The sequence below is a fragment of the Frigoribacterium sp. CFBP 13729 genome (genome assembly GCF_014841875.1).
Lineage (GTDB): Bacteria > Actinomycetota > Actinomycetes > Actinomycetales > Microbacteriaceae > Frigoribacterium.
The window spans coordinates 480702-501183 of record NZ_JACYUR010000002.1; the positions used below are offsets into that span (position 1 = coordinate 480702).

A 20482-nucleotide genomic window follows, 5' to 3' on the forward strand; every position below is an offset into this window, starting at 1 on the left:
CGTTGCGGGGTGTTCGGTCCACTCCGGGGTGCTTCGCGCTGACTGGGAGACGCCTCCGAGCGGGCTGCTGCCCGGCTGGACCAGTGCCAGGCTGAGGTCGATCCCGCACCCGAACCGAGGAGGCCCCGTGGCCAGCACGAAGAAGCTCCAGAAGGCCGCGACTGCGGCACTCGACTCCGCCCTCGACGCCGTCGTCGACGCGCGCAAGGGCGTCAAGGCGCTGGCCAAGGCCGACGGCGCCAAGAAGACCAAGAAGGCGCGCGGCACGGCCGAGGATGCCCTCGACACCGCGGCGAAGAAGATCACGGACGCTGACAAGGCGACGAAGAAGGCCGTCAAGAGCGCGACGAAGAGCGCGTCGGGGGGCTCCTCGAAGGAGGCGCCCACCGCCTCCCCGGAGGCACCCGCCGCCCCTGCCCCGAAGCCCACGAAGTCGCACGAGCAGGTCGAGGCGGAGGTCGCGCAGAAGTCCGTCGTCCCCACGACGAGCGCGCCGAAGGGCCCGAGCGCTGCCTACACGCCGCCGCTGCCGCACGCCGACGAGACCACGGTCACGGCGCACGACGGCTCCGAGGCGCACGTCGACCTGCACGCCCAGACGCTCGTCTCGCTGCGTCAGCTCGCCACCGACAAGGGCGTCACCGGCGTCTCGCGCCTCACCAAGGCCCAGCTGATCGAGAAGCTCCAGGCCTAGCCGCCCAGCCTCCCGCCCGGCCGACGGGCGCTGAACCGGCGCGAACTGCTGACGGGCTCTGACCACAGGGCAGTTCGTGCCGGTTCGCCGTCGCAGGCGCGGCTCAGGCTGCGACGAACTCCTCGATGCCGGCGACGAGCCGGTCGACGTCGGCCTGGTCCGTGTACGGCGCGAGGCCGATGCGGAGCCCGGTCGTGGCGTCGTCGAGGCCCATGGCCTGCCACGCCTCGATCGCGTAGAAGTGCCCGGCCGGCGCGAGCACGTCGCGCGTCGCGAGGTGCGCGGCGAGCTCCCGCATGCTCCGCCCCTCGATCGTCACGTAGAGCGTCGGCGTCCGTCGGGCCGCCCGCGAGCGGACCGTGAGGCCGGGCACCTGCGCGAGCCGCTCCTCCAGGGCCGTGCGCAACGCGGTCTCGTGCTCGTGCACCGCCGCGAAGGAGGCGACCAGCGCCTCCCTGCGCGTCGTCGCGTCCCCGGGAGCGATCGCGGCGAGGAAGTCGACGGCGGCCGTCGCCCCCGCGAGCTGCTCGTAGGGGAGCGTGCCGAACTCGAAGCGCTCGGGCACCACGTCGGTCGACGGCAGCAGCTTCGCGGGGCGGATGCCCTCGAGCAGCTCGGGATCGGCGCCGAGGACGCCGCAGTGCGGCCCGGCGAACTTGTAGGGGGAGCAGACGACGAAGTCGGCGCCGAGCGCGGCGCGGTCGACGACCTCGTGGGCGGCGAAGTGCACGGCGTCGACCCAGACCAGCGCGCCGACGGCATGCGCGCGGTCGGCCAGGGCCGCCACGGGCGGCTGCGTGCCGAGCAGGTTGGAGGCGGCGGTCACGGCGACGAGGCGGGTGCGGCCGGTGATCGCCGCGGCGACCGACTCGAGGTCGAGCTCACCCGTCGCGGGGTCGAGCTCGATCCAGTTCACGGTCGCGCCGACGGCCTCGGCCGCCTGGACCCACGGCCGGATGTTGGCGTCGTGGTCGAGCCGGCTGACGACGACCTCGTCGCCGGGGCCCCACGTCGCGGAGAGGTGGCGCGCGAAGTCGTAGGTCAGCTGGGTGGCGCTGCGCCCGTGGACCACTCCCGCCGCGGGGACGCCGAGGAAGTCGGCGTAGGCGGCGCGGAAGGCCTGCACGGTCGCCTCGCTGTTGCGCTCGGAGGCGGTGCTCGTCCCGCGGATCGACGTGGGGCCCGTCATCGCGGCGAGGATCGCCTCGCCGACGACGCGCGGCGTCTGGGTGCCGCCCGGTCCGTCGAAGTGGGCGATGCCTGAGGAGAGGGACGGGTAGGCAGAGCGGAGGGCGGCGACGTCGAGGGGCATGCACCCTGCTTACCAGGTGCCGGTGCCCTCGACCTCGCCGCCCTCCTGTGCGGCGCCGCGGCCTAGCCTCGCGGGCGGCCCCGCCTCGACGAGCGGACGCGCAGCAGCGTGCCCAGCGCGCCGAGCAGCACCCCGCCGGCCACGGCGGCCAGCGCGTCGTCGTCGCCGGTCGTCGCGAGGGCTCGACGCGACGCGGTCGGCGCGGGTGCGAGCCCGGCACCAGCCGGGACGGCGGACGCAGGGCCGGTGACAGCCCCGGGGAGTCCGCCGGCGGCGGGCAGTCCGCCGAGGCCGGGCCGATCTGCGACCGGCTCCACGACGGGGTCGATGCGGACGGAGACGCTCACCGGCGCGATGGTGGTGCCGGCCCCGTCGAGCACCGCCACCAGGTGGTGCTCGCCGGCCTCCGCCTCCTCGGGGATGCGCCCCTCGAGACGGATCGTGCCGTCGGAGCCGACGACGCCGGCGGCGAGCACGCGGACCACCGAGTGCAGCTCGAGCGAGACCGCGGCACCGACCGGGAGGTGGTCGGCCGTGAACACGATCGGGTCGCCCGCCGAGACGGTGCGCCCCTCGAGGCTGGTGCCGTCGGGCCGCGAGATCGTCGGGGCGAAGACGAACGGCGTGGTGGTGACGACGGCGCTCCAGGCGCCGGCACCGGCCGCGTTGACGGCGCGGACGCGGACGTCGACGGGGGCGCCGTTCCGGAGGCCGTCCAGCACGGCGGCGAGGCGCGTCGAGCCGGTCGTCACGAGGGCGCCGTCCGGCGCCGCGGCCTCGACCTCGTACCGGGCGACGGCCGCGCCGCCGTCCCACGCCGGGGCGGACCAGGTCGCGTCGACCGTGCCGTCGCCGGGCGAGAGCGCGAGGCCGGTGGGGGCCTCCGGCACGGTCCGGGGCGTCGCCGCGACGACGGTCGACGCGGCTCCCGGGCCCGCCGCGTTCACGGCCCGCACGCGGAGCTCCTGCTCGGTGCCGTTGCGCAGCCCCGTGAGGGTCGTCGCCGTCGTGCCCGCGTCCGTGCCGCGGACGGTCGCCCAGCCGCCGTCGACGAGCTGCTCGACGAGGTAGCCCGTGACGGCGTCGCCGCCGTCGTCGAGCGGGGCGCTCCACGTCAGCGTGACGACCTCGTCGCCGGCGGTCGCCGCCGGGCTCGCCGGTGCGCCGGGCGTCGTCCGGGGAGTGGTCGACACGACGTCCGAGGCGCTGCCCGGTCCAGCCTCGGTGACCGCGGTGACCCTGAAGGAGGCGGCCGTGCCGTTGACGAGACCTGAGACCGTCCGCCTGGTGCCCGTCCCCGAGACCTCCGCCGGGGCCCATTCGCCGTCGCCCGTCGAGGTCTCGACGAGCCACGACGTGACGGGCGAGCCGCCGTCGTCGACCGGGGCGGCCCAGCTCAGCAGCGCACCGCGATCCTGCGGGAGCGCCGTCAGGGCCAGCGGGGCGGAGGGCGCGGACCGCGGGGTGGCCGCGACGGTCTCGCTGACCTCGGAGTCGCCGGCGGCGTTCACCGCGGTCACGCGGAAGGAGGTGCGTACTCCGTCGACGAGGTCGTGGACGACGGTGCCGGGCACCAGCGACGTGCCGACGGGGGCCCAGCTCAGGCCGGTGGACGCCTCGACCACCCATTCCTGGACGGGGGAGCCGCCGTCGGAGGGGACGGTCCACGTGAGCGCGACCGAGTGCGGTCCGGGCTTCGCCGTCAGGTCGGCGGGAGCCGACGGGACGGTGCGCGGCGTCGTCGTGACGGCGGCGGACGCGGCCGACCGGCCGCGCTCGTTCCGCGCGGTGACCGTCACGTCGTACGCCGTGCCGTTGGCCAGGCCCGTGATCGTCGTCCGGGTCGACGACGCCGGGAAGACCGAGCGGGTCCCGTCGGCGCCGGTCACGACGACCTCGTAGCCGAGGAGGGTCGAGCCGCCGTCGGCCGGTGCGCTCCAGCGGAGGGCGACGCTCCGGTCGAGGGGCAGGACGACCACCTCGTCGGGCGCCGCGGGCACGCCGAACGGCACGACGGCGACGGTCGCGCTCGTGGCCCCGTCGCCTGCAGCGTTGCGGGCCGTGACCCGCACGAGGACCTGCTCTCCGTTGACGAGTCCGGTGATGGCCGACGTCGTGACGGAGGCGCCGAGCTGCTGCTGCGTCCAGCTCGTGCCGCCGTCGGTGCTGTGCTCGAGCAGCCAGCCGGTCAGCGGCGAGCCGCCGTCGGAGTCCGGGGCCGTCCACGAGGCCGTCGCCGTGCGGTCCCCGGCCGTCGCGACGACCGATCGGGGCGCGTCCGGGGCGCGCCGAGGCGTCTCGGCGGCCGAGGACCGCGGGCCCTCGCCCGCGAGGTTCTCGGCGGAGACCGCGAGCCGGTACGGACTGCCGTTGCGCAGCCCGTCGAGCATGACGGAGGTGCCGGTCACGACGACCGTCCGCTCCTGTCCGCCGTCGGACCAGCCCACGAGGTAGCGGGTCACCGCCGAGCCGTTGTCCGCCGCCGGCGCCCAGGAGAGGGAGAGGGTCCCGTCCCCGGGGACGACCTCGGGTACCCCGGGGGCCGAGGGGAGCGTGTACGGGACCGCCGTGGCGGTGCCCGGCGCGCTCAGTCCGAGGGCGTTGCGCGCCCGGACCAGGAACGAGTATGAGGTGCCCGGCCGGAGCCCGGCGACGGTGCTCGTCGTCCCCTGGACGTCCTCCTGGTGCTGGACGACCGCGCCGGACGCGGTCTCGGACACCACGAGCTGCCACGAGACCACGGGCGAGCCGCCGTCTGAAGCAGGAGCCGCCCACTCCACGACGACGTCCGACGTGGGCCGAGGGGTCGCCGTCACCGTCGGGGCTCCCGGCACCGAGACGGGCCGCGCACTGGCGGTGCCGCTGGCCGGGCTCGTGCCGGCCGCGGAGGTCGCCGAGACTCGGAACGCGTACGTCGTGCCGTCGGTCAGCCCCGTGACTGCTGCCGTCGTGCCCGTGACGCCGGCGGGCGACGCGGGGCCCCAGGCGCCTCCCGCGGGCTGCTGCTCGACGAGGTAGCCGGTGACGGGGGTGCCGTTCGTGGTCGACGGCGCCCACGAGAGCGAGGCGGACGACGCGCCGGCCGAGGCCGTGAGGCCCGTCGGGGCAGCCGGAGGAGCGGCGGGCGTCGTCGGCGCGGACGAGGCCGACGGGCCGGTGCCGGCCGCACTGAGGGCAGCGACGGCGAAGACGTAGCTGCGGCCCGTGGTCAGGCCCGTCACGTCGAGTTCGGTGCCCGGTGCGGCGACGTCGGCGCTGCCGCCGTCCCAGGTGACCCGGTAGGAGGTGAGCGCCGGGCCGCCGAGGTCGGCCGGCGGCGACCACGTGACGCTGATGCTCCCGGCGCCCGTGGCCGTCGCGACGACGGACCGGGGGGCGCTCGCGGGGCGGGCGGCGAAGTCGAACGAGATGAGGTACTGGATGACCCCGCCGTAGGTCGGGTCCGCGGCGGTGGCGGAGAACTGCGCGTAGCCGACGTTCAGCGGGACGCCCGTGATGCGGCCCGTCGACGAGAGGCTCAGGCCCGCGGGCGGGGCGTCCACCGCCGCCCAGGTGGAGTTCGCGCTGGCGGCCGAGGCCGGGAGCTGGTGATCGTACGGCTGCCCCACCGTGCCTGGCGCGGCCGTCAGGTAGCCGTAGTTGGCGCCTCCGCCTCCGCCTCCGCCGCCACAGGCACAACTCGGGTCGGAGATGCCGAGGGCGACGCTCGGCACCACGAGACCGCTGAAGACCGTCAGGGCCACGACGGCGAGGGCCAGACGGTGCAGCCTGCCGCGTCGATGACCGCGGTGCGAGGTGCTCAGGGGGGCAGGCGTGGGCAGATCGTTCATCCGTCGGTCTCCGTCGTGAGGGTGCCCGCCGCTCAGGGAGGCGGCGGGCACCCTCACGATAGATCGCAGGATACCTGCGGGTATGCACCCCCTTCGGGGCTGCGCCTGCTAGCTCGCGACGGACTCCTGCTCGCGCTTCGGCAGGACCCAGCCCGGGCGCACGAAGTGGCAGGTGTAGCCGTTGGGGAGCTTCTCGAGGTAGTCCTGGTGCTCCTCCTCCGCCTCCCAGAAGTCGCCGACGGCCTCGACCTCGGTGACGACCTTGCCGGGCCACAGGCCGGAGGCGTCGACGTCGGAGATGGTGTCGAGCGCGGTCGCGCGCTGATCGTCGGACGTGTAGAAGATCGCCGAGCGGTAGCTGTCGCCGATGTCGTTGCCCTGGCGGTCCTTCGTCGACGGGTCGTGGATCTGGAAGAAGAACTCGAGCAGCTCGCGGTAGCTGATCACCGAGGGGTCGAAGACGATCTCGACGGCCTCGGCGTGGCCGGCGTGGTTGCGGTAGGTGGCGTTCGGGGTGTGGCCGCCCGAGTAGCCGACGCGGCTCGAGACGATGCCGGGTCGACGACGGAGCAGCTGCTGCGCGCCCCAGAAGCAGCCGCCGGCGAGGACCGCTCGCTCGGTGGTGCCGGTGGAGGGGGAGGCGTCGGGTGCGATGTCGTTCATGCGGGGGAATCTACGCCCGACGTCCGACAGTGCCGTGTGGCCGGGCCGAGTGCTGGCTGTGCACGGCGTGCAGTCTGTGCCCCGGAGCTTGCGTCGCTGCCTCGCCCCGGGGAGGATCGGGACATGGAGTCCTTCATCATCGCCCTGATCGTCCTCGGATCCGTGGTGGTGATCGTCGGCATCGTCATCGCCCTCGTCACGCCCGTGCTCTCGGGCCTCCTCGAGCGTCGCGCCGCGTCGAAGGGCCGCCTCGCGGCCGAGTCGCCGTACCGCACGCCCCGCGCACCCCGCCGCTGAGGGCAGCGCGGCCGCGCGGCTCCCCTGCGCCGCCGCCGTCGACCGGGTGGACGGGGGAGTGGTGCCTCGGGAGCGCAGCCCTGCCGTGAAGCTCATCGACGCTCCGCGAGGCACCTGACCGGGGGTTCACGACGTCCCGGCCTGGGATCACGGTACGACGGCCCCTGTGAGATCACCAATCGCAAAACCCCTGGTCAGAGCCTTGAAAATTCCTAGACACCCTAGCGATGCGCTGCGACCAGGCATTTCCCGTCGACACGCCCGGGTCGGGCTCTGTCCGTTTCGCGCAGTCCCGGACGATCCTGGTCGACGCGACGGGCGCCTCCTCGGCTCGTCGGCCCCGTCCCGCCCTGGGATGATCGTCGGATGAGCCTCATCCGACTGCACGACGTGTCCGTCCGCTTCGAGAACGCCCCCGTGCTGCGCGAGGCCTTCTTCCGTCTCGAGCAGGGCGACCGAGTAGGCCTGATCGGACGCAACGGCTCGGGCAAGTCGACCCTGCTCAAGCTCGTGCTCGAGCAGGTGCAGCCCGACACCGGCACCGTCACGGTCGAGCCGGGCACCCGCATCGGGTACTTCTCGCAGTTCAGCGAGCTCGACGGCACGTCGACGGTGACGGAGGTGCTGCAGGGCCTCTTCGAGGGCGTGCGTGCCATGGAGGCCGAGCTGGCCGAGATCGACTCCGCCATCGCGGTCGCGGCGGTCGACCCCGACCAGGGCGACGAGCTGACCCGGCTGATCGACCGCCAGGCCGAGCTCTTCGCCGAGATGGACCGCCAGGACGGCTGGGACTACCCGCGCCACATCGACACGGCCCTCACCACGCTCGGCTTCACCGAGGAGCACCGCTCGCTGCCCATCGACGACCTGTCCGGCGGCTGGCGCAACCGGGCGGCGCTCGCGAAGATCCTGCTCGAGCAGCCCGACGTCCTCCTGCTCGACGAGCCCACGAACTTCCTCGACGTGGCCGGCGTGGAGTGGCTCGAGCAGTGGTTCCGCGACTTCCGCGGCGCCGCCGTCGTCGTGTCGCACGACCGGCAGTTCCTCGACGCGGTCGTCACGCGCATCGTCGAGGTCGAGGCGTTCCACCTGCACGAGTACCCCGGCGACTTCGGCGAGTACGTCGTGCAGAAGCAGTTCCGGCTGAAGACGATCGAGCAGCAGTTCGCGCACGAGTCCGAGCTGCTCGCCTTCGAGTCCGAGGGGATCGCCGACCGGCGCGAGGCGGTCAAGGTCGCCAAGGCCGCGAAGGCAGGAGGCGCGGGCGGCCTCACGAAGGAGCTCGCGAAGATCAAGAAGCAGCGGGCCCCGCGCCCGGTCGACCAGATCATCACCGAGATCTACGGCGGGCTGCACGTCAAGGACGTGCTCTGCCGCGTCGAGGGGCTCGGCAAGTCGTACGGCGACCGCGTGCTCTTCGACGACGTCTCGTTCGAGCTCCGTCGCCGCGACCGGATGGTCGTCTCGGGCTCGAACGGCAGCGGCAAGAGCACGTTGCTCCGCGTGCTGGCCGGGGAGGAGCGGGCCGACCGGGGGCGCGTCGACTGGGCAGGCGGGGCGAGGGTCGTCTCGTACGACCAGGTGCTCGCCGACCTCGACGACCAGGACACGGTGACCCACGCGGTCAACGCCATGCCGGACAGCCTCGCCCTCACGGCGACGCGCAAGTCGGTCGGGCGGTTCCTCACGATGTTCCAGTTCTCGGAGGCCGACGTGAAGCAGCGGATCGGCGCGCTGAGCGGCGGCCAGCGGGCCCGGGTGGCGATGGCGCAGTGCCTGTTGTCGGGTGCCTCCGTCCTGCTGCTCGACGAGCCGACGAACCACCTCGACCTCGCGAGCACACAGGTCATGGAGCGGGCGCTCGTGCACTTCCCGGGCGCGGTCGTCGTCGTCAGCCACGACCGCTTCTTCAGCGAGAAGGTCGGCAACCGCCGGGTCGTCTTCGGGGCGGAGGGCGCCGCGGTCGGCGAGCTCGAGGTCGGCGCCGCCTGAGCCCGGCCTCCGGCTGTCCGCGCGCGCAGCGCCGGGGGTGTTGACTGGGGGTGCTGCGCCAGTCAGGTCTGTCGTGGAGACTCTCCTCCCGCGAGCACCGACACCCAGAAGCGAGGCCGTCATGGCCACCCCCGCACCGCACGCCGCCGACACCCTCCCGCCCCAGACCCCGGACGTGCAGGAGGGGCCGGTCGACTCCCAGCCCGCCCTGCGGAACGCGCAGGTGGTCGGCACCGGCATGCCGCTGCTCGAGGAGCGGGCGCCCACCGACGCCGCGAGCGAGATCCTGGCCCGGATGCGCCGCGTCCGCGACGCGGACATCGCGTTCGCGCTCCAGCTCCGTCAGCAGCTCGGCCTGAGCGGCAACGACCTGGCCGCGGTGACGCTCATCCAGCACTGCGAGGCGAAGGGCACGAACGCCCACGCGAAGGACATCGCCCACCAGCTGGGCGTCACGAGCGCGGCGGCCACGATCATCGTCGACCGGCTCGTCGCCCTCGGGCACGTCGCCCGCGCCGCCGACCCGGCCGACGGGCGTCAGCGCATCCTCAGCCTCACCCCGAGCACGTGCGCGCTGCTCGAGCGCGCCACCCAGGAGGCGGACCGGGCGCTCGCCGAGCTGGCCGCGACCCTCTCGACCAGGGAGCGGACGCGGCTGACGACGCTGCTCGACGCCGTCGCGGAGATCCTCGACGCCGGGCCGGCCGCCTCCTAGCGTCGGTCCGCGGGGGGTCGGTCGCGATCTATCCGCTTTGCGAAGTCCCTCGCACGATTAGCTTCGTGCATTAGGTAGAGCCCTCGCCGGGGCATAGCTTCGGGGTACCGGATCTTCCCCTCCGGCGCCCTCCGCCGATACGCCGCCAACATCCTGGTGGTCCTTCGCGGGGCGCTGTGCACCCGGTTGACGCGAGGCCAGCTACGCCTCAGATCACGGCCGTGTCCCATGACGACGATCGATCCTGTCCGAACTGCCGCCCGCCCGCTCCTCCACGTCCGTGAGGTGCCCGCGCCGGCCACCCGCCCCCCGCTCGCACCCCGTGGTGCGAGCAGCTACACCACCGCTCCCGGCGCCGTGCCCGTGCGCATCGGCTCCTACCGACGCGGCGCTCGTGCGTCACGCCCTGCAGCCCCGGTCGTCGCGGCCGAGCTGACCTACGGCGACTTCTTCGCCACGCCCGGCGCCTAGCGCCGCGGCGTCGCCCTCCCGCGACGCCTCCTCCTCCGGCACCGTCCGGCAGTCGGCACCCCGACGCACTCGCCCTGTCCCGCACCCCGGTGCAGGGCGACCTCCTCAGCTCCCTTCACCCGAGAGGCACCACCGTGACCCAGACCCCGTTCACTCCCGCCCCCGTCGTCGACCACCTGTCCGTCGCGACCGAGGCCATCGACGTCATCTCGCTGATCTCCGCCCAGGACGCCGCGTGACCGCCGCCGAGCTGGCCGCCCTGCCGCCCGAGGCGCTCGTCGACCTCGTCCGTCGCGTGCTGCGCGAGCCCGCCGCGCGCTAGGGCGCTGCCCCGCGGGCGGTCGCGTCACGTCGCGACCCCCGAGAACCGCCGAGACCCTCCTGCGCGCAGGAGGGTCTCGGCGGTTCCGCAGGGTGTCGACGCCGACGCCGACGCCGACGCAGGCGCCGACGTCAGTCGGCGAAGAGCGCGCCGACGGGCTCGCGCTTCTCGGCCTGGAACGCGTCCTCGACGCGGCCGAGCGCCCAGTAGGCGCTGAGCGACAGCGACGACCGCTCGAGGCCCCAGGTGTCGTGCAGGACGACCCGCGCCTCCTTCATGGCACCTCGCTCGCCGTGGGCGAAGACGCGGAGCGGCGACGTGGGCGGCTCGAGGCCGCGGAGCGCCGTCAGCAGTGCGCTGCCCGGACGCGCGCCGGCACGGTGCAGCCAGCGGAGCTCGACCCCGTCGGGTCGGGCGAGCACGAGCTCGTCGTCGGCCCCCTCGACCTCGATCAGCGCCAGCCCGCGGGCGTCGGGCGCCATCGACTCGAGCGCGGAGGCGATCGCCGGCACCGCCGAGTCGTCGCCGAGCAGCAGGTCGGGCACGGCGGGGTCGTCGGACGGCGACCACAGCCCACCCGGGCTCGACATCTGCAGCCGGTCGCCGGGCCGGGCCGCGAGCGCCCACGGCCCTGCGACGCCCTCGTCGCCGTGCACGACGAAGTCGACGGCGATCGTCCGCGCGGCGGGGTCCACCGAGCGGATCGTGTACGTCCGCCGCACAGGCAGCTCGTCCGGCTCGAGGCGGCCGCGCAGCTCGTCGAGGTCGAACGGCGGCTGCAGCCCCCGGTCGGGTCGCGGGGGGAGCAGCAGCTTGACGTAGCGGTCGGTGGCCGCCAGCTGCTCGGCCCCGGCCTCGACGAACCCGTCGAACGCCTCGCCGCCGAGGTGCACCCGCACGAGGTGCGGCGACAGGCGCTCGGTCCGCTCGACCACGAAGACGTGCTGGGCACGCACCGGCCGGGCGGACCGGACGGCAGGTGCGACGGGCGCGGTGGCAGCGACGGGCGCGGCGGCGGGGGCGGAGGAGGCGGCGGCGTCGGTCACGCGGGACTCCCCGGTCAGCTCTGGGTCGCCGTCTCGAGCAGCGGCACGAGCTGGTCGAGGGCGTACTGACGCGAGAGCGCACTGCTCAGGGAGTACGCGGCCGAGACGTCGCCGTCGATGACGAGGTCGTGACCGGCCTGCACGGCCGGCACGGCCTTCCACTGCGGGTCGTCGGTGATCTCGGTCGTGTCGATGTAGATCGGGAACGCGACGATCACGTCCGCGTCGATCACGTCGAGCTGCTCGGACGAGATCGTCACCGAGAACCCGCCCGAGTTCGGCGTGAGGGCCGCGATGGCGGGGTTCTGCTCGAAGCCGAGCTCCTCGAGCAGGTCGACGCGCTCGCTGCCCTCGACGTAGGCGCCCCAGCCCTCGCTGGTCTTCGTGGCGGCGGTCACGGTGAGGCCCTCCCACTCGGGGTGCGCCTGGGCGATGGCCTCGACGGCCGACTCGCTCTCGTCGACGAGGCGGTCGCCCTCGTCCTCGAGGCCGAGGGCGGTCGAGACGAGGTCGAGCTGGTCCTCGAAGTCGGTGAGGTAGTTGTCGCCGCCCTCGGGCACGCCCACGGTCGGGGCGATGCTCGAGAGGCGGTCGTACCGGTCCTGGTCGCCCGAGCCCTTGGTGTCGAGGATGAGGTCGGGCTCGAGGGCCGCGATCGCCTCGTAGGAGGGCTCGAGCGTGCCGATGATCTCGGGCGACTGGTCGTAGAGGCCCTGGGCCCAGGGGCCGACGCCGTCGGCCTCGTCGCCGAAGGCCAGCCAGTCGGAGGCGCCGACCGGCTGCACGCCGAGGGCGAGCGCGGTCTCGGCGTCGCCCCAGCCGAGGGCGACGACGCGCTTCGGCTGCTGGTCGATCGTGACCTCGCCGAACTTGGTGTCGACGCTCACGGGGAACGTGCCGGCCGCGACGCTCGGGCCGCTGGTGGCGGCGTCGTCGGAGGCGCCGGCGGAGCAGCCGACGAGGGCGAGGGAGGTGGCGGCCAGGACGGCGACCAGGGTGACGGGGGAGCGCATGGGGGTGTCCTCGGGACTCGGGGGCGGGGTGCTGGCTCGCGTCGGGGCGAGACCCAGGTGAGGTTAGCCTAAGCTCATCTGCATGGCGACCACCACCCCGCCCGGAGCCGTCCGGGCCCCGCGGGCCGCCGCCCGGACCCGCCGGAGGGTCACGGGCCTCGTCGTGGCGGTCGTCCTGCTCGCGGTCGCCCTCCTCCTCAGCCTCGCCGTCGGGGCCCGGCCCGTCGCGCTCGTCGACGTCGTCCAGGTCCTGCGCGGGCTGCTGCCCGGTGCCGCCGTCCCGGCAGGCGTCGAGCCCGCCGACGTCGCCGCCGTGCTCGACCTCCGGCTGCCGCGCACCGCCGCCGCGCTCGTGGCCGGGGCCGGCCTCGGGGTCGCGGGCGCCGTCGTGCAGGCCGTCACGCGCAACCCCCTCGCCGACCCCGGCATCCTCGGCGTCACGGCGGGCAGCGCGTTCGCGGTGTCGATCGCCGTCGGCTTCGCAGGGGTCACGGCCGCGAGCGGCTGGATCTGGTTCTCCTTCGTCGGCGCGGCCCTCGCCGCGGTCACGGTCTCGCTGGTCGGGGGAGCCGGCAGGTCCGGCGGCAGCCCCGCGCGGCTGACGCTCTCGGGCATCGCCCTGGGGGCCGTGCTGAGCGGGATCACCTCCTCCATCGTCCTCGCCGACCCGCGTCGCTTCGACGCCGTCCGCGCCTGGGAGGTCGGCTCGCTGGCCGACCGCGGCTGGGGGCCGGTCGCGACCGTCGCCCCCTTCGTCGTGGTCGGCGTCGTCCTCGCGCTGCTGGTCTCGCGTCCGCTCGACGCGGTGGCCCTCGGCGACGACCACGCCTCGTCCGTGGGCGTCTCGGTGCCCCTCGTGCGCGTGGCCGCCCTCGTCGTCGTGACCCTCCTGGCAGGAGGCGCGACGGCCGTGGTCGGGCCGATCGCGTTCCTGGGGCTGATGGTCGCGCACGCCGCCCGCGGCGTCGTCGGCGCCAGCCAGCCGTGGACGATCGGGCTCAGCGCCCTGCTGGGGCCCGTGCTGCTGCTGCTCGCCGACGTGCTGGGGCGGGTCGTCGCGCCTCCGGGCGAGCTCGCCGCCGGCCTCGTGACCGCGGCGATCGGCGCACCCGTGCTGATCGTCGTCGCCCGCCGCCTCACCGGCGGTGCGCGATGAGGGGCCTGGACCCGCGCGGCCCCGGTCTCGACCCGCGCGCGGACCCCGGCTCCGGAGCGCGTCGACCCGGCGTCGGGGCATCTCGACCTGCCCTCGGTCGCCTCCGGCCCCGCAGCCGTCGCGCGGTCGCCACCGCCTCCCTCGCGATCGTCGCGGTCGTCGTCGCCGTGGTCGCCCTCGGCCTCGGCGACTACCCGCTCAGCCCGCCGGAGGTGCTCCGCGCCCTGCTCGGCGGCGACGGCTTCGCGTCGACGATCGTGCTGCAGTGGCGGCTGCCCCGCGTGCTGGCCGCGCTCGTGTTCGGGGCCGCGCTGGGCGCCTCCGGGGCCGTGTTCCAGTCGCTGACCCGCAACCCCCTCGGGTCGCCCGACGTGATCGGCTTCTCGACCGGGGCGTACACGGGCGCGATCGTCGTCATCGTCTCGGGTGCCGCCTCCGCCGTGGGCACGGCTCTCGGCGCGCTCGTCGGCGGCCTCGCGACGGCACTCGTCGTGTACCTGCTCGCGTGGCGCAAGGGGGTCCACGGGCTGCGGCTGATCATCGTCGGCATCGCCGTCACCGCCCTGCTGCACTCCGTCAACAGCTGGCTGCTGCTGCGGGCCCAGGCCGAGGTGGCCCTGTCCGCGTCGTTCTGGGGCGCCGGGTCGCTGGCCCTGGTCGGCTGGTCCGAGCTGCTGCCGGCTGCCGTGCTGATCGCGGTGCTGGCGGTGCTCGTCGCGGGCCTGGCACGGCCCCTCCGCCAGTTGGAGCTCGGCGACGACGCGGCCCGCGCCCACGGCCTGCGCGCCGAGGGCACGCGTCTCGCCCTCGTGGTGGTCGCCGTCGCGCTGACCGCGGTCGTCACCGCCAGCACCGGGCCGATCATCTTCGTCGCGCTCGCCGCGCCCCAGCTCGCCCGTCGGGTGGTGCGCTCGGCCGGGGTCCCCCTGCTCGGCTCGGCCTTGGTCGGCGGGCTGCTGCTGCTCGTCGCCGACGTCGTCGCCCAGCACGTCACCACCACGCCCGTGCCCGTCGGCCTCGTCACGCTCGTGATCGGCGGCGCCTACCTGATCAGCCTGCTCGTCGCAGAATCCCGGAGGACCCGGTGACCGACCCCGTCACGCCCGACCCGCTCGTGCCCGGCCCCGTCCTGCGCGCCGGGGCCATGCCCGCCGGCGCCAGACCCGGCGGCGCCACGCCGCGCCTCGCAGCCCGCGGCGCGCACCTCGCGTACGACCGCCGCACCGTCTCGTCGTCGATCGACGCCGAGGTCCGCGACGGCTCCTTCACCGTGATCGTCGGGCCGAACGCCTGCGGCAAGTCGACCCTCCTGCGGGCGTTCTCGCGCCTCCTCGCCCCTCGCTCCGGAGCGGTGCTGCTCGACGGCCGCGACCTCGCGACGGTGCCCGCGAAGGAGGCGGCGCGCACGGTCGGCCTGCTGCCCCAGTCGTCGACCGCCCCCGAGGGCATCACCGTGGGCGAGCTCGTGTCCCGGGGCCGGTACCCGCACCAGGGCATGTTCCGGCAGTGGTCGGACGCCGACCGCGCCGCCGTCGCGACCGCGCTCGCCGAGACCGACCTCGTCGACCTGGCCGAGGTGCCGGTCGACGAGCTCTCGGGCGGGCAGCGGCAGCGCGTCTGGGTCGCGATGGCGCTCGCGCAGCAGACCTCGGTGCTGCTGCTCGACGAGCCCACCACGTACCTCGACATGGCCCACCAGTACGACCTGCTCGATCTCTTCGCGCGGCTGCACGAGCAGGGCACGACCGTCGTCGCCGTGCTGCACGACCTCGCGCAGGCCGCGCGCTACGCCACGGACCTGATCGTGATGAGCGACGGCGAGGTGGTCGCGACCGGCGCCCCGGCCGACGTGCTCACGGCCGAGCTCGTCGAGGACGTCTTCGACCTGCCGTGCCTCGTGGTGCCCGATCCCGTGACGGGGACGCCCCTCGTCGTGCCGCGCCGGCGGCGCTGAGGCGGGGCCGGCGGGGCTGGGGCGGCGCCGGGCGCGGGCGGGTGCTCGGGCGCCGCGCGTACGCTCCGGGCATGACCGATCTGCAGGGAGCCGTCGTGCTCGTCGCCGGGGCGTCGGGCGGCCTCGGCTCCCGGATCGCCGCGCAGCTGTCCGACCAGGGGGCCGTCGTCGTGCGGGCCGGACGCGCCGGGGGAGCCCTGACCGGGCCCGACGCCTACGTCGCCGACCTCCGCGAGCCGGGCGGCGGGGCGTCGCTCGTCGCCGCGGCGCTCCAGGCCCACGGGCGTCTCGACGGTGTCGTCGTGGCGGCCGGAGTCGTCGGGTTCGGACCTGCCGACGCCGTCAGCGACGAGGCTCTCGACGAGTTGGTCCAGACCAACCTGCTGGCTCCCGTCCGGCTGCTGCGCGACGCGTCGGAGGCGCTCGCCGCGTCCGCAGCCGCCGGGCGTGACCCGTTCGCCGTCACGATCAGCGGCGTCGTCGCGGAGTCGCCGACCGCGGGCATGGCCGCGTACTCCGCGGCCAAGGCGGGCCTGGCCGCGTGGGTGAGCGCCGCCTCCCGCGAGTTCAGGAGGCGCGGCGTCCGTCTCGTGGACGCGCGACCCGGGCACACGGAGACCGGACTCGCGACGCGGCCGATCACCGGCGAGGCGCCGAGCTTCCCGACCGGGCTCGACCCCGACGCGGTCGCGGCCCGCATCGTCCGGGCGATCGTCGACGGCGAGAAGGACCTGCCCAGCACCAGCTTCTGACCTGGCGCGTCCGGGCTGGTCCGTCGGGGATCAGGCGAAGCCGGTGCCCAGTTCGCGCAGCAGGTCGGCCAGCTGGTCGCGCTGCTGGCGGGTCAGCGACCCGAGCGGGGAGTGCTCGGCCTCGAGCAGGTCGAGCATGGCCCGGTCGACGAGATCGACGCCCTCCTCCGTGATGCGGATGAGCGCGGCGCGGCCGTCGCGCGGGTCGGCGCGGCGCTCGACGAGGCTGCGCTCGACGAGCCGGTCGAGCCGGTTCGTCATCGTGCCGCTCGTGACCATGGTGGCCGTGACGAGGTCCTTGGGGCTGAGCTCGAAGGGGTCGCCGGCCCGCCGCAGGGTCGACAGCACGTCGAACTCCCAGATCTCGAGGCCCGAGCGCCGGAACGCCTCGGCGCGCACCCGGTCGAGCCGTCGGGAGATGCGGCGCAGCCGCGAGAAGACGTCGAGCGCTGCGAAGTCGATGTCGGGCCGCACGCGCGCCCAGGCGTCGATGATCAGGTCGACCTCGTCGTTGGTGTTCACGCAGCAGTCCTCTCGGGCGGGGGGCACCCCCGATCATGCCCCTCGAAGGTGCGGGTCGCCTCGACGCCGCCCCGCGCGCGCCCCGGCGGCGTGCGCTGCCTGCCCCGTGAGCGTCGACTCGACCCGCGTCGCCCACCCTCGTCCGGGGCACGTTTTACACGTCCGTAACAAGTTGTATACAAGAGTGCGCCATCGGGACTGATTGCATTCAATCCACTCCCTCCCGCACCCGAGCATCGGACCACACATGCCTCTGACCTCGCTCTCCTCGCGATCCGCCGCTCGGCGTCGCGCGCTCACGCTGCCGGCCGCAGCCCTCGGCATCGCCCTCGTGGCGACCGGGTGCCAGCAGGTCCAGACCGCCGCCACGAGCAGCCGGGAGGACGTCTCGACCGCCCCGATCGGCGACGCGACGATCGTCGAGGGCGGCGACCTCGTCATGGCGCTCTCGGCCGAGCCCGACCGGCTCGACCCCACCACGTCCTCGTCCCTCTACACGCGCTACGTGATGGAGACGATGTGCCAGAAGCTGTACGACATCGACGCCGAGGGCGAAATCGTGCCGATGCTCGCCACCGAGCTGCCCGACGTCAGCGACGACGGCCTCACCGTCACGTTCCCCGTGCGCACCGACGCCGTCTTCGCCGACGGCACCCCGCTCGACGCGGAGGCGGTCGTCGGCACCCTGCAGCGCGGCCTCGACAAGGACGACTCGTCGCGCCGCAGCGAGCTCGGGCCGATCACCGGCATCTCGGCGGTCGACGACGCGACCGTCGAGGTCACCTACTCCGAGCCGTTCGCCCCGCTGACGGCGGCCCTCGCCGACCGTGCGGGCATGGTCATGTCGCCCACGGCGCTGGCCTCGGCCGGCGACGCGTTCGGCGACGCCCCCGTCTGCGTCGGCCCGTACAAGTTCGTCGAGCGCGTGCCGCAGACCTCGATCACCGTCGAGCGCGACCCGCTCTACTACGACGCCGAGTCGGCCCACTTCGACACGATCACGTACCGCATCATCACCGACGCGAGCATCCGTGCGGCGAACCTGCAGTCGGGCGACGTGCAGGTCGCCGACTCGATGTCGACGCAGGACGTCGGCACGCTGAAGGAGGACGACTCCCTCACCGTGCTCGAGGTCGGCTCCCTCGGCTACCAGGGCCTGACGGTCAACATCGGCAACCAGGACGGCATCGGCACCGACCCCGTGCAGCTCGACGGCCCGCTCGCGAGCAACGCGGTCGTGCGCCAGGCCCTGTCGATGTCGATCGACCGCGAGGCGCTCGTCAAGACCGTCTTCGGCGGCCTCTACGACCCTGCCTGCTCGCCGATCTCGCCGAGCAGCCCCTTCGCCACCGACGCGAGCGACGCCTGCCCCGACTACGACCCGGAGGCGGCGGTGCAGATGCTCGAGGACGAGGGCGTGGAGACCCCCCTCGCGATCGACATGCAGGTGAGCAACAACCCGGACACCGTGCGCTTCGCCCAGGCGCTGCAGGCCCAGGTCGCCGAGGGCGGCTTCGAGCTGACCATCACCCCCGTCGAGTACTCGACGCTGCTCGACGTGCAGACCGAGGGCGACTTCGAGGCGCTGCAGCTCGGCTGGTCGGGCCGCATCGACCCGAACGGCAACATGGTCAACTTCCTGTCGACCGGCGCCGGCAACAACTACAGCGGCTACAGCGACGACGAGGTGGACGAGCTGCTCAGCGACGCCGCCTCGACGACCGACGTCGACGAGCGGGCCGAGCTCTACGGCCAGGTCGTCGAGAAGGTGCAGGAGGACTCGCCGATCATCTACCTGTACCGCGTGCGCAGCCTCACCGCGCTGTCGAACGACATCGCCGGGGTGTCCACCTTCGCCGACGGCGTCGTGCGCCTCAGCACCGCCGCCTTCGTCGAGGCCGACTGAGCCATGGCGCGCTACCTCCTCACCCGCCTGTGGCAGTCGGCGGTGACGCTCGTGCTCGCCTCCGTCGTGGTCTTCGTCGGCGTCCGGCAGCTGCCGGGCGACCCTGCCCTCGCCCTGGCGGGTGAGGAGGCCAGCCCGCAGCAGGTCGCGGCCATCCGCGCCGACCTCGGGCTCGACGACCCGCTCGTCGTGCAGTACCTCCGCTTCGTCGGGGCGTTCCTCCGGGGCGACCTCGGCCAGTCCACCCGGACCGGCACCCCCGTGGCCGACCTGATCGGCGCGACGCTGCCGGTCACCCTGTGGCTCGCGCTGTACGCCATCGTCGTGGCCGTGCTCGTCGGCGTCGCCCTGGGCGTCGTCGCCGAGCGCTGGCGCGGACGCTGGCCCGAGTGGATGGCCAACGCCGCCGCCCTCGTCGGCCTGAGCGTGCCGAACTTCTGGCTCGGCATCCTGGCCATCCTCTGGCTGGCCGTCGGGCTGGGGATCTTCCCCGCCTCCGGGTACGTCCCCGTCACCGAGGACCCGTGGCAGGCCCTCGTGCACCTGACCCTGCCGGCGCTCATCCTCGGCACCTCCCTCGCCGCCGTGATCATGCGGCAGACGCGGGCCTCGATGATCGAGACGATGACGACGGACTACGTCCGCACGGCCCGCGCCAAGGGCCTCGGACGGGGCCGGGTGCTGCTCCGCTACGGGCTCCGCAACTCGATGATCGTCGTCGTGACGATCGTCGGACTGCAGCTCGGCGGGCTGATCTCGGGCGCCGTCGTGACCGAGCGCATCTTCGCCCTGCCGGGCTTCGGCAAGCTCACCCTCGACGCGGTCTTCACGCGCGACTACCCGGTCGTGCAGGCCGTCGTGCTCGTCATCACGCTCGGCTACATCCTGATCAACCTCGTCGTCGACGTGCTCTACAGCGTCCTCAACCCGCGCATCCGAGTCGGAGGAGCCTCCTGATGACCGTCCTCGTGCCCACCTCCCACGAGCTCGGCTCCGACCGGGGCCGCGTCTGGGGCCAGCTGCGCCGCAACAAGCTCGGCCTGACCGGCGGCGTGATGCTGCTCGTCGTCCTCGTCGCGGGGATCGCCGCCCCGCTCATCGCACCGTACGGCCCGGCCGAGGTGCACTTCGACGCCCCGTTCCAGCTGCCCGGCACGATCGGGTACCTGCTCGGCACCGACGACCTCGGCCGCGACATCCTCTCGCGCACGGTCTACGGCATCCGCGTCTCGCTCGTCGTCGGCGTGCTCAGCGTCGTGCTGGCCGTCGTCGTCGGCACCCCGCTCGGGCTGATCGCCGGCTACTGGCGCTGGCTCGACGCCATCGTGTCGCGCCTGACCGACGTGATGCTCGCGTTCCCGTTCCTCATCATCGCCGTGGCGCTCGCCGCCATCAGCGGGCCGAGCCTCGGCAACGCGGTGGTGGCCCTCGGCATCGCGCAGATCCCCACCATGATCCGCGTGGTGCGCGGCGAGACCATGCGGATCCGCTCTACCGACTTCGTGCTGAGCGCCCGGACGATGGACGCGACCGGCCTGCGGGTGATCTTCGCCCACGTGCTGCCGAACTGCGTCTCGGCGATCATCGTCCAGGCGACGGTCATCATGCCGGTCGCGGTGATCGGGGAGGCGCTGCTCTCGTTCCTGGGGCTCGGCATCCAGCCGCCGACGGCCAGTCTGGGCATCATGCTCTCCGACGCGCAGCAGTACCTGTCGAACGCCCCGTTCGCGGCCGTCGTCCCGGGCCTCGCCATCGCCGTCATCTGCCTCGGCTTCAACCTCGTCGGCGACGCGCTCCGCGACGCCCTCGACCCGACCTCCCGCGAACGGACCTGATC

General features: G+C 74.1%; 18 protein-coding genes. 12 read left to right on the top strand and 6 right to left on the bottom strand.

What is annotated here, in order from left to right; genetic code table 11:
- Window positions 1-127: 127 nt before the first annotated feature.
- On the top strand, window positions 128-694 hold the full coding sequence (locus IFT77_RS17450; protein ID WP_192169755.1) for a Rho termination factor N-terminal domain-containing protein: 567 nt from the start codon (window positions 128-130) through the stop codon (window positions 692-694).
- 103 nt (window positions 695-797) lie between these two features.
- On the opposite strand, the gene IFT77_RS08670 is transcribed toward IFT77_RS17450, so the two are convergent.
- The 3 genes from IFT77_RS08670 to msrA all read right to left on the bottom strand — a co-directional run bounded on the left by IFT77_RS08670 (window position 798) and on the right by msrA (window position 6499).
- Complete coding sequence (locus tag IFT77_RS08670; protein ID WP_192041113.1) at window positions 798-2006, bottom strand: cysteine desulfurase-like protein; 1209 nt, start codon at window positions 2004-2006, stop codon at window positions 798-800.
- 62 nt (window positions 2007-2068) lie between these two features.
- On the bottom strand, window positions 2069-5836 hold the full coding sequence (locus IFT77_RS08675; RefSeq protein ID WP_192169756.1) for a fibronectin type III domain-containing protein: 3768 nt from the start codon (window positions 5834-5836) through the stop codon (window positions 2069-2071).
- Between the two features lie 108 nt (window positions 5837-5944).
- Window positions 5945-6499, bottom strand: coding sequence for a peptide-methionine (S)-S-oxide reductase MsrA (gene msrA, locus IFT77_RS08680; RefSeq protein WP_192169757.1), 555 nt, complete (start codon window positions 6497-6499; stop codon window positions 5945-5947).
- Window positions 6500-6622: 123 nt separating this feature from the next.
- On the opposite strand from msrA, the gene IFT77_RS08685 reads away from it, so the two are divergent.
- From IFT77_RS08685 to IFT77_RS08700, 4 genes are all read left to right on the top strand, one after another.
- Window positions 6623-6796: a hypothetical protein gene (locus IFT77_RS08685; protein WP_192169758.1), complete on the top strand. Its 174-nt coding sequence runs from the start codon at window positions 6623-6625 to the stop codon at window positions 6794-6796.
- A gap of 366 nt (window positions 6797-7162) precedes the next feature.
- A complete protein-coding gene (locus IFT77_RS08690; RefSeq protein ID WP_192169759.1) occupies window positions 7163-8788 on the top strand; it encodes an ABC-F family ATP-binding cassette domain-containing protein in 1626 nt (541 codons plus the stop codon).
- 121 nt (window positions 8789-8909) lie between these two features.
- Window positions 8910-9503 carry a MarR family winged helix-turn-helix transcriptional regulator gene (locus tag IFT77_RS08695; RefSeq protein ID WP_192169760.1) on the top strand — a complete coding sequence of 198 codons (594 nt, stop codon included), beginning with the start codon at window positions 8910-8912 and terminating at the stop codon, window positions 9501-9503.
- A gap of 228 nt (window positions 9504-9731) precedes the next feature.
- A complete protein-coding gene (locus IFT77_RS08700; protein WP_192041119.1) occupies window positions 9732-9974 on the top strand; it encodes a hypothetical protein in 243 nt (80 codons plus the stop codon).
- A gap of 453 nt (window positions 9975-10427) precedes the next feature.
- Here IFT77_RS08700 and IFT77_RS08705 read toward each other — a convergent pair whose 3' ends face one another.
- A complete protein-coding gene (locus IFT77_RS08705) occupies window positions 10428-11342 on the bottom strand; it encodes a siderophore-interacting protein (RefSeq protein ID WP_192041120.1) in 915 nt (304 codons plus the stop codon).
- A gap of 14 nt (window positions 11343-11356) precedes the next feature.
- The gene (locus tag IFT77_RS08710) at window positions 11357-12355 is read right to left on the bottom strand and encodes an iron-siderophore ABC transporter substrate-binding protein (protein WP_192169761.1); all 999 of its coding nucleotides are present in this window, start codon (window positions 12353-12355) and stop codon (window positions 11357-11359) included.
- A gap of 82 nt (window positions 12356-12437) precedes the next feature.
- Here IFT77_RS08710 and IFT77_RS08715 point away from each other — a divergent pair, with 82 nt between their 5' ends.
- The 4 genes from IFT77_RS08715 (at window position 12438) to IFT77_RS08730 (ending at window position 16217) form a co-directional block, all read left to right on the top strand.
- The gene (locus IFT77_RS08715) at window positions 12438-13511 is read left to right on the top strand and encodes an iron ABC transporter permease (protein ID WP_192041122.1); all 1074 of its coding nucleotides are present in this window, start codon (window positions 12438-12440) and stop codon (window positions 13509-13511) included.
- Entirely contained in the window at window positions 13508-14599 is a 1092-nt protein-coding gene (locus IFT77_RS08720) for an iron chelate uptake ABC transporter family permease subunit (protein ID WP_192041123.1), read from the top strand. Before IFT77_RS08715 ends, IFT77_RS08720 begins: the two co-directional genes overlap by 4 nt.
- Before the next feature lie 56 nt (window positions 14600-14655).
- Window positions 14656-15465, top strand: coding sequence for an ABC transporter ATP-binding protein (locus IFT77_RS08725; protein WP_192169934.1), 810 nt, complete (start codon window positions 14656-14658; stop codon window positions 15463-15465).
- Between the two features lie 71 nt (window positions 15466-15536).
- The gene (locus IFT77_RS08730) at window positions 15537-16217 is read left to right on the top strand and encodes an SDR family oxidoreductase (RefSeq protein WP_192041124.1); all 681 of its coding nucleotides are present in this window, start codon (window positions 15537-15539) and stop codon (window positions 16215-16217) included.
- A 30-nt stretch (window positions 16218-16247) separates the two neighbouring features.
- On the opposite strand, the gene IFT77_RS08735 is transcribed toward IFT77_RS08730, so the two are convergent.
- Window positions 16248-16739 (bottom strand): MarR family winged helix-turn-helix transcriptional regulator, encoded by a 492-nt coding sequence (locus IFT77_RS08735; protein WP_123548099.1) that lies wholly within the window; start codon window positions 16737-16739, stop codon window positions 16248-16250.
- 247 nt (window positions 16740-16986) lie between these two features.
- Between IFT77_RS08735 and IFT77_RS08740 the strand changes: the two genes are divergently transcribed.
- The 3 genes from IFT77_RS08740 to IFT77_RS08750 are packed head-to-tail and all read left to right on the top strand — an operon-like array spanning window position 16987 to window position 20480.
- Complete coding sequence (locus IFT77_RS08740; protein ID WP_192169762.1) at window positions 16987-18645, top strand: ABC transporter substrate-binding protein; 1659 nt, start codon at window positions 16987-16989, stop codon at window positions 18643-18645.
- A gap of 3 nt (window positions 18646-18648) precedes the next feature.
- Window positions 18649-19602, top strand: coding sequence for an ABC transporter permease (locus IFT77_RS08745; RefSeq protein WP_123548101.1), 954 nt, complete (start codon window positions 18649-18651; stop codon window positions 19600-19602).
- Entirely contained in the window at window positions 19602-20480 is an 879-nt protein-coding gene (locus tag IFT77_RS08750) for an ABC transporter permease (protein WP_192169763.1), read from the top strand. The genes IFT77_RS08745 and IFT77_RS08750 overlap by 1 nt, the downstream gene beginning before the upstream one ends.
- Window positions 20481-20482 lie beyond the last annotated feature (2 nt).

Bases quoted from the DNA above. Each gene is read 5' to 3' on its own strand.
- IFT77_RS08740 (WP_192169762.1), top strand. From the start codon at position 16,987: ATGCCTCTGACCTCGCTCTCCTCGCGATCCGCCGCTCGGCGTCGCGCG.
- IFT77_RS08730 (WP_192041124.1), top strand. From the start codon at position 15,537: ATGACCGATCTGCAGGGAGCCGTCGTGCTCGTCGCCGGGGCGTCGGGC.
- IFT77_RS08670 (WP_192041113.1), bottom strand. From the start codon at position 2,006: ATGCCCCTCGACGTCGCCGCCCTCCGCTCTGCCTACCCGTCCCTCTCC.
- IFT77_RS08695 (WP_192169760.1), top strand. From the start codon at position 8,910: ATGGCCACCCCCGCACCGCACGCCGCCGACACCCTCCCGCCCCAGACC.
- IFT77_RS08685 (WP_192169758.1), top strand. From the start codon at position 6,623: ATGGAGTCCTTCATCATCGCCCTGATCGTCCTCGGATCCGTGGTGGTG.
- IFT77_RS08675 (WP_192169756.1), bottom strand. From the start codon at position 5,836: ATGAACGATCTGCCCACGCCTGCCCCCCTGAGCACCTCGCACCGCGGT.
- msrA (WP_192169757.1), bottom strand. From the start codon at position 6,499: ATGAACGACATCGCACCCGACGCCTCCCCCTCCACCGGCACCACCGAG.
- IFT77_RS08720 (WP_192041123.1), top strand. From the start codon at position 13,508: ATGAGGGGCCTGGACCCGCGCGGCCCCGGTCTCGACCCGCGCGCGGAC.
- IFT77_RS08725 (WP_192169934.1), top strand. From the start codon at position 14,656: ATGCCCGCCGGCGCCAGACCCGGCGGCGCCACGCCGCGCCTCGCAGCC.
- IFT77_RS08715 (WP_192041122.1), top strand. From the start codon at position 12,438: ATGGCGACCACCACCCCGCCCGGAGCCGTCCGGGCCCCGCGGGCCGCC.
- IFT77_RS08690 (WP_192169759.1), top strand. From the start codon at position 7,163: ATGAGCCTCATCCGACTGCACGACGTGTCCGTCCGCTTCGAGAACGCC.
- IFT77_RS08745 (WP_123548101.1), top strand. From the start codon at position 18,649: ATGGCGCGCTACCTCCTCACCCGCCTGTGGCAGTCGGCGGTGACGCTC.
- IFT77_RS08700 (WP_192041119.1), top strand. From the start codon at position 9,732: ATGACGACGATCGATCCTGTCCGAACTGCCGCCCGCCCGCTCCTCCAC.
- IFT77_RS08750 (WP_192169763.1), top strand. From the start codon at position 19,602: ATGACCGTCCTCGTGCCCACCTCCCACGAGCTCGGCTCCGACCGGGGC.
- IFT77_RS08710 (WP_192169761.1), bottom strand. From the start codon at position 12,355: ATGCGCTCCCCCGTCACCCTGGTCGCCGTCCTGGCCGCCACCTCCCTC.